Below are 15109 nucleotides of genomic sequence, written 5' to 3'. Positions count from 1 at the left end.
TTTCAGTTTAATTCTGCACGTTCTGATAAATAAGTTTGCCTTCTTTATAAGTGGCCAATACCTTAATGTTTTTAATCTCACGACTGGGTACAGTCAACGGGTTCTGATTCAGAATGACCAAGTCAGCTAATTTACCTTGGCTTAAAGTACCCTTGGTCTGATCCTCAAAGTACTGATACGCGGCCCAATCTGTCATCGACTTTAATGCCAGATAAGGGCTAATGCGCTCATCAGCACCCAACACATAATTGCTCCGCGTCACTCGGTTCACGGTCGCATCCAGCATCATCATACTGCTCGGTGGTACCACAGGTGCATCATGATGCTCGGTAAAGATCAGATGCTTTTTTAAAGCGGTTGCGGTTGGCGAAATATGTGCAGCGCGAGTTTCGCCTAAGGTTTGCTGGCGATGCCAATCGCCCCAGTAAAAGGTATGTAGTGAAAAGAAAGATGGAATAATATCTAAGGCTTTGAGCTGATCCAGTTGATCATCACGAATGGTTTGCGAATGGATCAATACGCTACGACGATCTGCTAGTCCTTGTTTTGCTGTAGCATCCTTCACTACCTCAATAAATTGATCAATCGCAGCATCGCCATTGGCATGCGCCAGTACTTGCCACCCTTGCTTAAAGGCTAAATTGATATAGTCCTTGACCTGCTGATCATTACTTATGGCAGGATAGCCCTTATAAGTCTTATCTTTACCTTCAGGTGGTACCAAATAGGGTTGTGTCAGCCAAGCGGTTTTACCTTGAGGCGAACCATCTAAACTGATTTTCACTCCACCAATACGAAAATGATGATCATACTGTCGCTGACTGCCTTGCTTGAGCATATAGTCTTGGCTGGTGGTGATATCGGGATAAGAAACCACATCAATTGGCAGTCGATTCTGCTTAGCTAAGACATGCCACATTTCAGTAGTCCCCTGATCAGCCCGCCCTTCTTGTACCGTGGTAAAACCATTTTTTACATAGACATCAATCCCTTTTTCTGCGATCTGGAACATTACCGCAGGCGGCACGTCTTTAAAAATTGAGCCAATTGCGGTAAATAAAGCGGACTCTTCTAACACGCCATTTGGGACATTTGAGTTGGCTTCACGGCGAATCACACCCCCTGCTGGATTCGGAGTGTTTTGATTGATCTTCAATAATTCAAGTGCTTTATGATTGACGGATGCTAAATGCCCAGATTGATGCAAGATCATTACAGGTTGCTCTTGAGACACCCGATCGAGATCGGTTGCCGTAGGATGACGCTGCTCATTCAGTTGTGCATCATCATAGCCATTACCCAAAATCCAGCCGCCCATGGTTTTAATCACGGATGGATTTTGGGCTTTCCAACTATTCAGCACATTCACCAAAGAATTGATATCTGAGACCTGACCATCAGGCATGGGGTAGAGATTGGCGACCATTTGATGGAAACCAACCATATTCACATGACTATGCGCATCAATAAAACTTGGCAATAAGGTTTTATTTTTTAGATCAATCGATTGAACTTTTTTATCCGCCAAGCGTTCAGCCTGCTGCTTTGAGCCCACAAAAACAATTTTTCCATCCTTTACCAACAGGGCTTCAGCATATTCAGGACTATTACCTGACATCGTCAGAATCGGGCCACCATAAAACAGTTGTTCTGTTGCAGTGACAGGTACTGCCGTCGTTGCACAGCCCGCAACAGCCAGTGAAATAGACGTGAATAAAACGCAGTGTTTGAGATAAGTACGGTTCATTAATTAAAACCCATATTTTTATTATGTCTTTTTTGATTAAAGCGGATTCTGTTTGTAATAGAAAGCATTCACTGATTATTTTTGTAATGTTTGGTCAAGTTCCGAACAGCTCTACATAGGCTATGCACACGACATAGCACAAGGTTTAAAACATTTTTGCTAGCTTATTGGAGACTTTAATCGCAAGATCATCGACATAATGGCTATAAGGTTGTGCCAACACAATGCTCAATAACACACTCAATAAGCTCGCCAATAATCCTGCATTTAAATAGGAAAAACCCCACTGCACATGCAATAGATTAAATAATGGAATCCCCAAAGCGTAAACTACAGCAAGATGAATTAAATAAATTGAAAATGAGATTTTGCCTAAAAACACCAAAACAGTCCGATCAAAAAACTGTGCTAACCACTTACCTTTGAGTACTGCATAAACAATGCAAAAGCCACCGATAAAGTTGAGATAGTCATAGCTCTGCTCACCCCAAAATTGAGTAAAAAACTGATAACTGTTGCTGCTGTTGTGTGCGCCACAAAAATACAATCCCAACAAAAATAGCAGTACTGAAACTGCTGTACTCAGTTCTGCAGCATAGAGAAACAGTCCCATCCCCAAAACGAAACTGAGAAGACCCAGCAACACGGTTTGCGAGATCATATACGCGGTCAAAATGCTAATGATGAGAAATAGACCACATAGAATTGGCAACTTGCCATAGAAATAACAGGCCAGATAAATCACCAGTGACCCAAGCAACTCAATTTGCATGGTCCACAGCACCCAGTTATAGCTGGAATCACCAAATAAAAATGCACCAATACTGCCTTCATATAAGGCCGTACCCAGTTGCGGATGTGGGTTGGCAAGTGCTGCTCCCCATTCGGAAACATGCGACACATCGACAGGCACAAAACACACCAGATAAGCGATGATACAAGAGACGAAGGCTGGAATTGCCAAACGTGGGTAACGTTTGATCAAGGAATTTTTCAATTGTATTGCGGTATTGTGCTTTTTAAAACTGGATAATGTCAGTACAAAACCACTTAAAACAAAGAACACAAAAACCGCGCCTGTACCTGAATAAAAGAAGGCCAACGGCGAGTGATGTAACTGCGCAAAAAAATTATATTGTGGTACAGCACTTACATCAAAATTATGCAGTTGTGGAAAAAAGGTCAGTGATAAATGTGACAACACAACAGCGAGACATGCCAAGCCTCGGATACTTTCCGCAGCATTAATTTTGTTTGTGGTCATGGTGGAGCTTGATCATCCTTGATAAGCGGGATGATGCGACCTTTTATCTGTAGTGTCTAGAGGTCGCTTACAAAAATACAGTGACTGTTCAGCGCAGCAGCAACACCAAGCTAAACCAGAGAATATTTTAGCGTTTTTTCTGTGTTGCTACCCAACATAGAATTGAACCCAAACACACCATAAATGCACCATACCAGAAAGAAAGGCCTAATGGCGTACTGAGTAGAATTGCCGAAAAAAAGGCGGATAAAACTGGAATAAAATAGGATGCACCTGCCAATAGCGTTACATTGCCATGCAAAATCCCAACATTCCAAGCGGCATAACCAAAGCCCATCGCTGCTGCCGCAAAAAACAATGAAATTGAAGAAGACCAATCAAAATCAAATGTGCCGCCCCCCATCAATGCATATTTAATCCAAAGCACCGCCGAGACGAGAATAAAAAATAGGGTGATGCCATTGCTGCCCTGCGCAATTCTTGCTGTGAGCGTACAGTAGGCAGCCCACAGTAATGTTCCAATAAAGGCAAGCCCATAACTGAATGGATTGTGCTGAATGTTTTGTAACATCCCTGCCAAATCTAAGCCCTGCTCGCCACCGAGTACCCAACAGATCCCCAATATTGAAATGATAAAGCCAGGAATAATCAGAAAATTGGCTTTTTGCTGATTAAAAATAATGGCAGCCACCATGGTAAAGGTTGGCCATAAATAATTGACCATCCCCACCTCAATCGCCTGTCGATTATTACTGCTATAACCAATCGAAAGCGATAAACAAATTTCATAGGCAACAAATAGAATACTGCCCCAGATCAAATAGGTTTTGGGAAAACTTTTGAGGCTGGTCCAGCCGACCGAGAACAGCAGGAAAATGGAGGCCAGTGTATAAATTAGCGCTGCACCACCCACTGCGCCAAAATGACTACTGACATCCTTAATCAAGGCAACGATCAAACTCCAAAGCAAGATCGCGACCAATCCAATCAATGTTGCTTTTTTTGCGTTCATTTTTATACAAATAGAATATTAAGGTCAAAGCAGAATTTATCGATGCGATTCGGAATTTTGCTTTGGACAGTTTTAAAATGATCGGTGAATTCACCGAGCTTTGATTACTGCTGCTGTTGTTCCTGTTGCCAACGGCGTTGCTGCAAACGTTCGCCTTCGACCTCACGTTTATTTAAGGCTCGTTCGTACAGTTTGGTACCGCGTAATTCTGGAGGCAAATAGTCCTGTAATACGAAGTGTTCAGGATAGTTGTGCGGATACAGATAATCCACCCCATAACCTTGCTGCTTCATCAACTTGGTTGGTGCATTGCGTAAGTGCAAAGGCACAGGCAGGTTTGCAGTTTTTTCTGCCAGCTCTAAGGCTTTGTTAATCGCAAGATAGGTGCTATTACTTTTCGGGCTAGTGGCCAGATACACGGCACATTGCCCTAGGATAATACGCGCTTCAGGCATCCCCACCGCTTGGACTGAACGGAAACACTCTCCCGCCAGCAACAAGGCATTTGGATTGGAATTGCCGATATCTTCCGATGCAGCAATCAGCATACGACGTGCAATAAAGACTGGATCTTCGCCACCTTTTAGCATGCGTGCCATCCAGTACAACGTCGCATCTGGATCACTACCGCGAATCGATTTGATAAATGCCGAAACCAGATCATAATGCTGCTCACCTGATTTGTCGTAACGCGCAATATTTTGCTGCGCGACTTTAACGACGATGGCATTGGTTACGAGATTCTCAATATCAGGCTCAAAGGTACTGGCAATCAAATCAATCAGATTAAGCGCCTTACGTGCATCACCTGCCGCAAACTGAATCAGCGCATCATATTCTTCAATCTGGATAAAACGTTCTTTTAAAAACTTATCCGTTTGAATCGCTTTATTCAACAGGGTTTGAATTGCTTCAGCACTCAGATTGTTCAGGGTATAAACCTGACAGCGAGACAGTAAGGCACTATTCACTTCAAAAGAAGGATTCTCTGTAGTTGCCCCAATCAAGGTAATTTTGCCTTTCTCGACCGCATTGAGTAAGGCATCTTGCTGCGATTTATTGAAGCGATGAATCTCGTCAATAAACACCACAGGGGTCAACAAGTCACCACTTTCGGCAATCACCTCACGAAGCTCTTTCACACCTGTATTGAGTGCAGATAGGCTAATAAAAGGACGATCCACGGCTTGAGCCAATAACAATGCAATCGTGGTTTTCCCGACCCCTGGTGGCCCCCAGAAGATAATCGAAGGCAGGTGCCCTTGATCAATCATCTGACGTAAAGGGGCATTTTCACCCAGCAAATGATCTTGTCCAATAATTTCGGACAAGTCACGAGGACGTAAACGTTCAGGTAAAGGAATATGCGTATCTGACATCATCACTGGCTTTATGATCTTTTACCCTAGTCTATTGTGTCTGACTCAAATCTACAATTTGAATCTACACTCACGCGACATTCTATTGCGCGTTGTTGTTCTGAACCAACTGTTGCATCACGCGATAACTGGCTTTGATCCGTTCTTCATTGGGAAAATTGGTATTGGCTAACATGACAATTCCAATTTTTTGTTGTGGGATAAAAGCGGCATAAGCACCAAAACCATTACTTGAGCCTGTTTTATTAAAATAAGTCGCTGCTGAGGCAAGTTTTGGCTGCTTGATTGGTGTAACGGTATGACTTTCTAACGCCATTTTGCTCGAGTTCCCCTGTAAAAGTGTTTCAAGTGCTACTGGATAGGCATACTGTTCCCAGCCCAAACCTTGGGTCATTGCACCCACTTTAAAATAGCCCACATGGGTATTTTCAATCGCTTGGCGAAGTGGTTGTTTGAACTGCTGAGGATGAATTTGCGCATCGAGGAATTTCAGCATATCCGCACTACTACTTTTCAGACCATAAGCTTCTGCATCAAACATACCTGGCGAAACACGTATGGCTTGATCGGCTTTGTACCCCCATGCATATTGCGACATGTGCTGCTCAGGGACTCGAATAAAACTTTGTGTCATTCCTAATTGCGGCAGCAGCGTTTTTTCAATCAGTTCGCTATACGGCTTTTTCATGGCCAAGGCTGTGACATAGCCCATCAAACCAATACTCGGGTTGGAATATTGACGCGCAGCGCCAACTTTGGTCTTTGCTTGCCAAGTCTGAAAATATTTCAGCATATCTTGTTGCTGCACCACGTCATCAGGGAATTGCAGCGGAAAACCACCTGCAGTATAAGTTCCGAGATTCAATAAGGTGGCACGATTGACCATAGTATTCTTAAGTTCAGGGAAATATTTGGCAGGATGATCCGACAAAGACAGCTGTCCTTGTGCCTGTGCATAAGCCGCTAATGTCGCATTAAAGGTCTTACTGACCGAACCAAGTTCAAATAAAGTACTGTTACTTACCGCTTGTTGGTTTTGCTTAGAGGCAAGCCCATAATTCACAAAATAATGTTTACCATTCAGGGTCACAGCAACGGCCATACCTGGAATCTTATATTGTGCTAATAAAGGCTTAAACTGCTGGTCTACAATCGTTTGAACTTGTTGCTCAGTCAAAGTCCCAGCCCAAAGAACCGAGCTACAGGACAACAGTCCTGTAAGTAAAAATAGTTTTTTTAAAGTCATAGAAAAGTAGTTCGGCTGATTCATTGTGTATTCACTTGAAGTTAAAATTTAATTGGCATGAAGTTTAAGTAGTTTGGCACGTGATCCATCTTCGATCACCCAGATTGAACCATCTTGGGCTTGATGTAGGCCACGAATGCGTTGTTTCATCTCAAGTCGTTGAACTTCTTGGACAGGCTTAGCAGCTAAATCTACCACCACAATGGCTTCAGAAGATAAACCACCAATCAACGCTTTGTGTTGCCACAAAGGAAACTGCTGACCTGAATAAATAATCAAGCTAGAAGGTGAAATCACAGGGGTCCAATCGATTTCAGGGGCTTTAAATTCTGGACGGGTATGATGGTCTGGAATAGGCAAACCTGAATAATGGTCGCCATTCGAAACCGTTGGATAGCCATAGTTTTCCCCTTTCACAATCCGGTTTAATTCATCACCGCCTTTAGGACCCATTTCAACCACCCATAGTTGCCCTTGCTGATCGAAGGCCATTCCCAGTGGATTACGATGACCCAATGACCAAATCTCCGCAGTTACACCACCTTGCTGATAAAACGGATTGCCTTCCGCAGCAGTTCCATCTGCATTTAAACGCAGAATTTTACCGAGATTACTGTTTAAATCCTGAGCTGGTTCAAACTTTTGGCGTTCACCCGAGCTGACCCAAAGTTTGCCATCGGGACCAAACTGCATGCGATGACCATAATGACCTTGCCCTGACACTTTTGGCACTTGCCGCCAGATGGTTTTTAAATCTATGAGCTTGGGTTGCATAGAATCGGATAAATCCAGTTTTGCATGTGCAATCTCTGCACCATAGCCACCTTGACCTTTACTGGCATAGCTCAAATATAGTTCATGATTCTGCTGAAAATCAGGATGCAAAATGACATCACCTAAACCACCTTGCCCACCATAACTGACGGTTGGAACGCCAGCGACATTGATACTGCTCTTGGTTTGAGGATCAAAGAGTTTTAATTGCCCTTTTCTTTCTGTAATCAGTAGGCGCTGATCAGGCAAACTGACAATCGCCCATGGCTCATCAAATTCAGCGACGCTCTCAATCCGATACTTTTGTGCAATGCGCTGGCTTGAAGCCTGCTGTGCTGTATTCTGTTCTGGTGTTTTAGAGTTACTTTCGTTGGTACCGCAAGCGGCCAAAAATAAAATGCCACTGTAGAGCAAAGGTGTCATCAACAGTTTATGCATGGCTTATCTCCCTCTTTTATTCTTCAGCTTAGGGAACATCGTCAATAACAATACTGCAAAAATGTTGTTTTTATGATCAGCATAGCTTATTGATTCGCTAGACAACTGTTAACGTATCCAGCGAACAATATAATCTTCAATTTGTTCTTCATCGATATCGCTTTCTGAAATACAACGCCCCGCCGCTGATTTTTTCGCTTTAATCACACTTTGGCGTGAACCCGTATTAAGGTAATGCCACGACGGTAAATTTTTACCTTCACTTAAACGACGGTAGGCACAGCTCGGTGGCAACCAAGAAATCGTGCTGAGCCGCTCAGGAGTAAGCTGGATACAATCAGGCACTTGCTGCTGACGGTTAGGATAATCGGAACAACGCGCGGTTTTACAATCAAGTAATTTACATGACACTTTGGTGTAAGCGACCTCTGCGGTTTCTTCGTCTTCTAGTTTAACCAAGCAACATAAACCACAACCATCACACAATGCCTCCCACTCCGCATTGCTGAGCTGATCAAGCGGATAGTGTTTCCAAAAGTTGGGGCGCAGTTCGACGGACATACCAATTGTTTCAATTTCAAAGGAGCTTTGTATTATAGCATTCATCCGTGTGTGACTTGGTCTAATCTCTTTTTATTCATTTAACACTTCTTTAAGTATTAAACATTTAAACCACATAAACACCACATTGCGAGCAAAAAACCCGCGTTATAGTGAAAAAATAATGAAAAAATAGGAGAACTTGATATGTTCCGTTGGGCAATTATTTTTGCAGTGATTGCATTAATCGCCAGTTTATTAGGTTTTGGCGGTGTTGCAGGTCTATCTAAAGACTTTGCTGTGATTTTACTTGTTGTTGCCGCGATTTTGGCGATCGTTGGTTTCTTATCTAGAGGCAAAGTCTAGTTCATTATTAACAGTATACAAACATAAAAAAGAAGAGTCCTCGTATTCTTCTTTTTTATTTCTAGCATATTTGTACAACTGCATTTCTATTTTTGTAATGTCACTCATTTTGCTTTTTATGCTTTAATCAATGCAATTTAAAAATACAGATCAGGATTATAGAATGAGTTTGCCTATCAATACTCGTGAAATCGAATATACCGCGCCAGATGGTCAACGTTTGATTGGTTATTTTGCAGCGCCTGCAATTGATATGCCTGTTGCAGGTGTGATCGTTGCACCTGAATGGTGGGGCCGCAATGCATACACAGAACAGCGTGCACGTGAGCTTGCAGAACATGGTTTTGCCGCTTTAGCAATTGATATGTATGGTGATAAGAAAGTTACAACCAATGTGCCACAAGCCTCTGAATGGATGAATCAAACTTTTGAGCATGCTGATACCATTGTTGACCGTGCTCAAGCAGGCTTAAATGCTTTAGCGGCTCAAGCAGAAGTGAATGCCGACAAATTGGCAGCGGTTGGTTTCTGTTATGGCGGTAAAGTGGTGCTAGATTTGGCGCGTTCAGGTGCAGATATCAAAGCCGTTGCGACTTTCCATGCGATATTAAGTCCGAAAGCCCCTGCTGAGAAAGGCAAAGTTAAGGCCGAGATTCTAGTCCTGCATGGTGAACTCGATAGCATGGTGACATTGGATAATGTGGCAAGCTTCCGTCAGGAAATGCACGATGCAGCCGTTGATCACGATGTAATTATTTTTGAAGATGCCAAGCATGGTTTTAGTAACCCGCTTGCGGATGAGCGTGCTAAGGCCAACAATGTTGACTTAGGCTATAACGCTGAAGCAGAACGTCAAAGTCTTGAAGCGATGTATGAGCTGTTAGATAAACATTTAAAGTGATTTGAAAGGTTATCAAAGAACATCCAAGCTAACCTCTAAATCAAATAATTAAATCCATTAAGTTCTTGATCACACATACTGGGGCAAATCCAAAATTTAGACGCTCGTAAGCGTTTACTGGAGCAAAGGTGACATGGATGTCGCCTGTTTAGCTGCCTTGCGCTGCGTGCAAAGAGTTGTTTTGAAATTGCTCAGGATGTGGCGTCAGCCGAATAAAGGGGTTTTGTTACTTTTGCCCCATCAAAAGTAAGGCATCGCCTGCACGTAAATATATAAAATTTCAAAAAGGATAGTGCAAACTTAACGGAGTCTTGCCAAGTTCTCATCAAATTTCAAACTATGTCTTTGACGACTTACGCCTCGTTTATGTTCCAATAGAATTTTAACGCCTAAAAAACCTATTTCCGCTATACTACGCCTCTGCTTTTTACTGTTCTGATTCATGTCTGATTTCTCATTTTCTGATGCACTACTTACATGGTTCGACCAACACGGTCGTCACGATCTACCATGGCAAGTGGCTGATGATCCCTACAAAGTTTGGGTCTCAGAAATCATGTTGCAACAGACGCAAGTCAAAACTGTACTGCAATATTTCGACCGTTTTATTGAACGGTTCCCGACTGTAGAAACCCTAGGAAGAGCCAGTTGGGATGATGTCGCACCTTATTGGGCAGGTCTCGGCTACTATGCTCGCGCACGTAATCTGCATAAAGCGGCAGGCATTGTCAGTCAGCAAGGGAAATTTCCAGAAACACTAGAACAATGGATTGAGCTGCCAGGCATTGGCCGCTCCACTGCTGGTGCGCTCATGTCACTTGGCTTACGTCAGTATGGCGTGATTATGGATGGTAACGTAAAACGTGTACTGGCACGTTTCCTCGCCATCGAAGATGATCTATCCAAGCCACAACATGAACGAGCACTCTGGCAAATTGCGGAAAATCTCTGCCCAAAAGAGCGCAATCATGATTATACCCAAGCGATCATGGATTTAGGGGCAACCGTTTGTACCCCGAAAAAACCGCTGTGCTTATATTGCCCAATGCAGCAGCATTGCCAAGCCTATCAACAAGGTATGGAACAGGAACTTCCTTTCAAAAAAGCCAAGAAACCCGTTCCAGTCAAAACAGCCAATGTATTACTGATCCAATCTGGAGATGAATGGCTGTGGCAACAACGTGAAGCACATGGCCTCTGGGGTGGATTATATTGTCTTCCAATCATTGAACAAGCAACCGAATTACAACAGATTGAGCAACACTTCAAACTACAAGCTCAAGTATCATCATTGCAGATTAGCCATAGCTTTACTCACTTCACTTGGTTACTGCATGAAAAACTGTTCCACGTGGAACACGATCAAAAAGAACAGTTGAGTATCGAATTAAATGGCATATGGCTAAGTCCAGAAAATGCGATTGCCAAAGGCATTCCAACAGCCATGAAAAAACTGATTACAGCCAAACAAAAGGCTTAACGCCTAAAATGCTGTAGATCAAACGCAAGGAGTTTATGTGCGTCATTCGATTTCCTATACCGTTGTTGGCGTGTTGATGGTTCTACTTTCAGCGTGTACAACTGCCCCAAAAAAACCATCGCCCTTGCCCAATGCTCAGGTCAATAAACTTAAAATGATGCGCTTAGACAGTCGCCTGCCAGTCCCTGTTAAAGGTGTCAGTCGAAACGAATTACGCGATACTTGGGGGGCGGCACGTAGTCAAGGTCGTAGCCATGAAGGCATCGACATCATGGCAGAGCGTGGTACGAAGGTGTATAGTGCGACCGAAGGCTTAGTTGCTGATTTACGTAATAATAATTTAGGCGGAAAGGTGATCTGGATTATTGGACCATCAGGCTCTTGGCACTATTATGCGCATCTGGATGGTCATAAACGCGGCCTCAATGTTGGCGACTATGTGCGTAAGGGTGATCTGATCGGTTATGTGGGAAATACTGGCAATGCTCGTTATACCGCTCCGCATTTACACTACGGAATTTATTTAAATGGCAAAGGGCGTGGTGCAGTTAATCCATACCCATATTTACGTTAGGAATCTACAATGTCAGAAGCATTGATTGAACGTCTGGTTGAATTTGCAGAATCTGGAAATCAGCAGAAAATCGTCATGGGTGGTACCAGCTATCAAGGTTGGATCATGGAAATTACCGAAGATGCTTTGTTGATTAGTACAGGCTTTGCCGATAAATCAGGTAAAGACTTTTGGCTTAAGTTTACTGATTTAAATAGCGCAGAACTGTATTATTGGGATACTCGCCCAAACGAATGGGTGGCATTCCAACTTTAAACTATACTGTTCAAATAACAACAAGGAGCATCAAATATGTCAACTCAACGCTGTGGCTGGTGCTCCGATGATCCCCTCTATATTGCCTACCATGATCAGGAATGGGGCAAGCCTCAACATGATGAAACTCACCTGTTTGAAATGCTCTGTCTAGAAGGACAGCAAGCAGGACTTTCTTGGATCACGGTACTGAAAAAACGTGAGCACTACCGCTCACATTTCTTTCAACATGCCATTACAGACGTCGCAGCACTCACCGATGATCAACTCGAACTCAAACTCAGTGATGCAGGTTTAATTCGTCATATCGGTAAGCTCAAAGCCATCCGTGACAATGCCATTGCTTGGCTCAAGCTTAAGGATGAAGTCGAAGATGTTCCCACTTGGTTATGGAGTTTTGTCGATCATCAAACCGAAAATAATGATGTGGCGAATTACCGCGAAGCACCTGCACAAACTGAACTTAGCCAAAAACTATCCAAAACCTTAAAAAAACGTGGCTTTAAATTTGTGGGGCCAACCACCTGCTACGCTTTTATGCAAGCAGTGGGTATGGTCAATGACCACGAAAATCATTGCCAATTTAAATAACCAATCATCATCGATTTTCCTTGAATGGGAGTTCCAATGAGCAATAATCAAATTCGTGCTTATGCTGCAATGCAAGCGGGTGAGCGAGTGGTGCCGTACCAATTTGATGCGGGAGAATTACAAGCCCATCAAGTTGAAGTCAAAGTTGAATATTGCGGTCTGTGCCACTCCGATCTATCTGTGATTAATAACGAGTGGCAATCATCGGTTTACCCTGCGGTTGCAGGACATGAAATCATTGGTACTATCATTGCACTGGGATCAGAAGCCAAAGGACTACGCGTCGGTCAACGTGTTGGCATTGGCTGGACTGCTGAAACCTGTCAGGCCTGTGATCCTTGTATTGGCGGTAATCAGGTCCTATGTACGGGTGATAAAACAGCAACCATCATTGGCCATGCAGGCGGTTTTGCCGATAAAGTCCGTGCAGGTTGGCAATGGGTCATTCCCCTTCCGGACGATTTAGACCCTGAAAGTGCTGGCCCACTACTGTGTGGTGGTATCACGGTATTTGATCCCTTACTAAAACACAAAATCCAAGCCACACATCATGTTGGTGTGATTGGTATTGGTGGTTTAGGTCATATCGCGATTAAGTTACTCAAAGCATGGGGTTGTGAAATTACGGCTTTCAGCTCTAACCCAGATAAAACTGAAGAACTCAAAGCCATGGGTGCCGATCATGTGGTCAATAGCCGTGATGCCCAAGCCATCAAAGCACAACGTGGCAAGTTTGATTTATTACTCAGTACGGTCAATGTCACCCTGAACTGGCAAGCCTATTTAAATACGTTGGCGCCAAAAGGTAGCCTACATTTCCTAGGTGTGACTTTAGAACCAATCCCTGTTTCTGTCGGTGCAATCATGGGGGGTGCCAAATCTGTCACTTCATCACCAACGGGCTCACCGTTAGCACTACGCCAACTTTTACAATTTGCTGCACGCAAAAATATCGCACCACAGGTTGAGTTATTTCCAATGTCGCAACTAAATGAGGCGATTGAACGACTGCATTCAGGTCAAGCGCGTTATCGCATCGTACTGAAAGCAGACTTCGACTAATTCATACTCTGTCGTACCCAATCCGCCAACTGTTGAATCGCTTGGCGGATTTCTGCTGTTAAAGCATGACCTGCATTTAAACGCAAAAAGTGCTGATAACGGCGGTCTTCACCGAAGACTTCCCCTGGTACGATATTGATCCCTTTAGCTTGTGCCAAATAATACAATTCCAAACCCGTAATACTATTTGGCAGTTGCATCCATAAAGCATAGCCACCTTGTGACTGGCTTAATCCAATCGGAACCCCCTGAAACACGTCAAGAATATAAGCCCGATACTGTTCAACTTGCTGCATCAGTTTAGGTCTTAGCTGATCCAAATGTTCTCGATAACCACGACTGTAAATAAAATCGGCTAAACCAAGTTGCAAAGGCGTATTCACCCCTACATTGTTGGCCAATAATTGTGGTCTTAGATATTGCAGCTGTTGACCTAAGCAAAACCACCCGACACGATAGGCGGTTGATAATGACTTGGATACCGAGCCACACCAGATCACATAACCTTCCTGATCCCAATAACGAATGGGTAAAGGTCGTTCCTTTTGAAAGCTACATTCACCATAAATATCATCTTCCAAAATAAAACATTGATATTTTTGCGCCAGTTGAGCAATGTGCTGTTTCTGTTCATTGCTAAGGCAATAGCCCAAAGGGTTCTGAAAATTGGCGGTGAGCAAACACAATTTGGCATCACCCTGTTGCATAAAAAATTCTAAGCGCTCTAAATCAATGCCACGATGATCCGCTGGAATCTCAATAATTTTACGTTTCAGGCTAGCCAGCATTTGCAACTGACCATTAAAAGTGGGCGTCGGTACTAGAATACTATCCCCCTCTTTGCTGATCTGTTGAATCAGTAGCGATAAGGCAGGCATACAGCCGTTGGTAATAAAAATATCATCAGTCGCGACATAGATACCATCTTCACGCCAATGGTCAGATAAGGCTTTACGAAGCTGCTGATGCCCCTGTTTATTACAATATAAAAAATCTTCTGGCTGGCAATGTTTCAAAGCACGTTGTAAAGAGCGACGCAACCCATCGACAGGAATCAAATGCGGAGACAGTTGGATCGCACCCAACGGGGTTAAATGATGCTGAATTGAGGCCGTCTGAATCTGGTTTTGCAGATCTAAATTTGAAACCTGACGGGCTTTGGACTCAAAGTTGGGACTGTCTGGTACAGCACTTTGATATTGTCTTGAATTAACAAAATAGCCCGATTTAGCTTTTACATAGATCAACCCTTTTGCTTCCAGCAGTTCATAACATTGTTGTGCCGTACTCAAACTAATACTTTGCTGACGTGCAAATTCCCTTAAAGAACTCAACTTTTGTTGGGGCTGTAACTCATGCTGATAAATCTTGTGAGCCAATTGTTCTGCCAAGCGCTGATAGTGGAAAGTCATATCTGTACTGCTTTTTTATAAATTTCTGTATCTGTATTGGTTTATACAACACCTTTAAGCTATAAAAA

Annotated in this window: 15 protein-coding genes; 7 read left to right on the top strand and 8 right to left on the bottom strand. The window is 43.2% G+C overall.

What is annotated here, in order from left to right; all coding sequences use genetic code 11:
• Window positions 1-7 precede the first annotated feature (7 nt).
• The 7 genes from NDN11_RS00320 to NDN11_RS00290 form a co-directional block, all read right to left on the bottom strand.
• The gene (locus NDN11_RS00320; protein ID WP_251110448.1) at window positions 8-1747 is read right to left on the bottom strand and encodes an amidohydrolase; all 1740 of its coding nucleotides are present in this window, start codon (window positions 1745-1747) and stop codon (window positions 8-10) included.
• 145 nt (window positions 1748-1892) lie between these two features.
• A complete protein-coding gene (locus NDN11_RS00315) occupies window positions 1893-3011 on the bottom strand; it encodes an acyltransferase family protein (protein ID WP_251110447.1) in 1119 nt (372 codons plus the stop codon).
• 127 nt (window positions 3012-3138) lie between these two features.
• A complete protein-coding gene (gene yddG / locus NDN11_RS00310) occupies window positions 3139-4023 on the bottom strand; it encodes an aromatic amino acid DMT transporter YddG (RefSeq protein ID WP_251110446.1) in 885 nt (294 codons plus the stop codon).
• A gap of 104 nt (window positions 4024-4127) precedes the next feature.
• Window positions 4128-5402: a replication-associated recombination protein A gene (locus NDN11_RS00305; RefSeq protein ID WP_017402174.1), complete on the bottom strand. Its 1275-nt coding sequence runs from the start codon at window positions 5400-5402 to the stop codon at window positions 4128-4130.
• An 82-nt stretch (window positions 5403-5484) separates the two neighbouring features.
• Window positions 5485-6672, bottom strand: a complete 1188-nt coding sequence (gene ampC, locus NDN11_RS00300; RefSeq protein WP_251110445.1) for a class C beta-lactamase — start codon at window positions 6670-6672, stop codon at window positions 5485-5487.
• A 24-nt stretch (window positions 6673-6696) separates the two neighbouring features.
• Window positions 6697-7860, bottom strand: a complete 1164-nt coding sequence (locus tag NDN11_RS00295; RefSeq protein ID WP_251110444.1) for a PQQ-dependent sugar dehydrogenase — start codon at window positions 7858-7860, stop codon at window positions 6697-6699.
• 108 nt (window positions 7861-7968) lie between these two features.
• Window positions 7969-8421 (bottom strand): YcgN family cysteine cluster protein, encoded by a 453-nt coding sequence (locus NDN11_RS00290; RefSeq protein WP_251110443.1) that lies wholly within the window; start codon window positions 8419-8421, stop codon window positions 7969-7971.
• 186 nt (window positions 8422-8607) lie between these two features.
• On the opposite strand from NDN11_RS00290, the gene NDN11_RS00285 reads away from it, so the two are divergent.
• From NDN11_RS00285 to ahr, 7 genes are all read left to right on the top strand, one after another.
• Window positions 8608-8766 carry a DUF1328 domain-containing protein gene (locus NDN11_RS00285; RefSeq protein WP_016162498.1) on the top strand — a complete coding sequence of 53 codons (159 nt, stop codon included), beginning with the start codon at window positions 8608-8610 and terminating at the stop codon, window positions 8764-8766.
• A gap of 163 nt (window positions 8767-8929) precedes the next feature.
• Window positions 8930-9667: a dienelactone hydrolase family protein gene (locus NDN11_RS00280; RefSeq protein ID WP_167248432.1), complete on the top strand. Its 738-nt coding sequence runs from the start codon at window positions 8930-8932 to the stop codon at window positions 9665-9667.
• A gap of 442 nt (window positions 9668-10109) precedes the next feature.
• The gene (mutY, locus tag NDN11_RS00275) at window positions 10110-11147 is read left to right on the top strand and encodes an A/G-specific adenine glycosylase (RefSeq protein ID WP_251110442.1); all 1038 of its coding nucleotides are present in this window, start codon (window positions 10110-10112) and stop codon (window positions 11145-11147) included.
• Between the two features lie 76 nt (window positions 11148-11223).
• The gene (locus NDN11_RS00270; RefSeq protein ID WP_502801361.1) at window positions 11224-11721 is read left to right on the top strand and encodes a M23 family metallopeptidase; all 498 of its coding nucleotides are present in this window, start codon (window positions 11224-11226) and stop codon (window positions 11719-11721) included.
• A gap of 9 nt (window positions 11722-11730) precedes the next feature.
• The gene (locus tag NDN11_RS00265; protein WP_016162502.1) at window positions 11731-11976 is read left to right on the top strand and encodes a hypothetical protein; all 246 of its coding nucleotides are present in this window, start codon (window positions 11731-11733) and stop codon (window positions 11974-11976) included.
• 36 nt (window positions 11977-12012) lie between these two features.
• Window positions 12013-12567 carry a DNA-3-methyladenine glycosylase I gene (locus tag NDN11_RS00260; protein WP_251110440.1) on the top strand — a complete coding sequence of 185 codons (555 nt, stop codon included), beginning with the start codon at window positions 12013-12015 and terminating at the stop codon, window positions 12565-12567.
• Between the two features lie 36 nt (window positions 12568-12603).
• Entirely contained in the window at window positions 12604-13629 is a 1026-nt protein-coding gene (ahr, locus tag NDN11_RS00255) for an NADPH-dependent aldehyde reductase Ahr (protein WP_167248428.1), read from the top strand.
• On the opposite strand, the gene NDN11_RS00250 is transcribed toward ahr, so the two are convergent.
• Window positions 13626-15041: an aminotransferase-like domain-containing protein gene (locus tag NDN11_RS00250; RefSeq protein ID WP_167248427.1), complete on the bottom strand. Its 1416-nt coding sequence runs from the start codon at window positions 15039-15041 to the stop codon at window positions 13626-13628. The genes ahr and NDN11_RS00250 overlap by 4 nt on opposite strands.
• Window positions 15042-15109: the final 68 nt, after the last annotated feature.

This window comes from Acinetobacter sp. C26M, assembly GCF_023702675.1.
Classification (GTDB): domain Bacteria; phylum Pseudomonadota; class Gammaproteobacteria; order Pseudomonadales; family Moraxellaceae; genus Acinetobacter.
The sequence above is the reverse complement of the archived record's forward strand: the minus strand, read 5'-3'. Positions and strand labels throughout refer to the sequence as shown.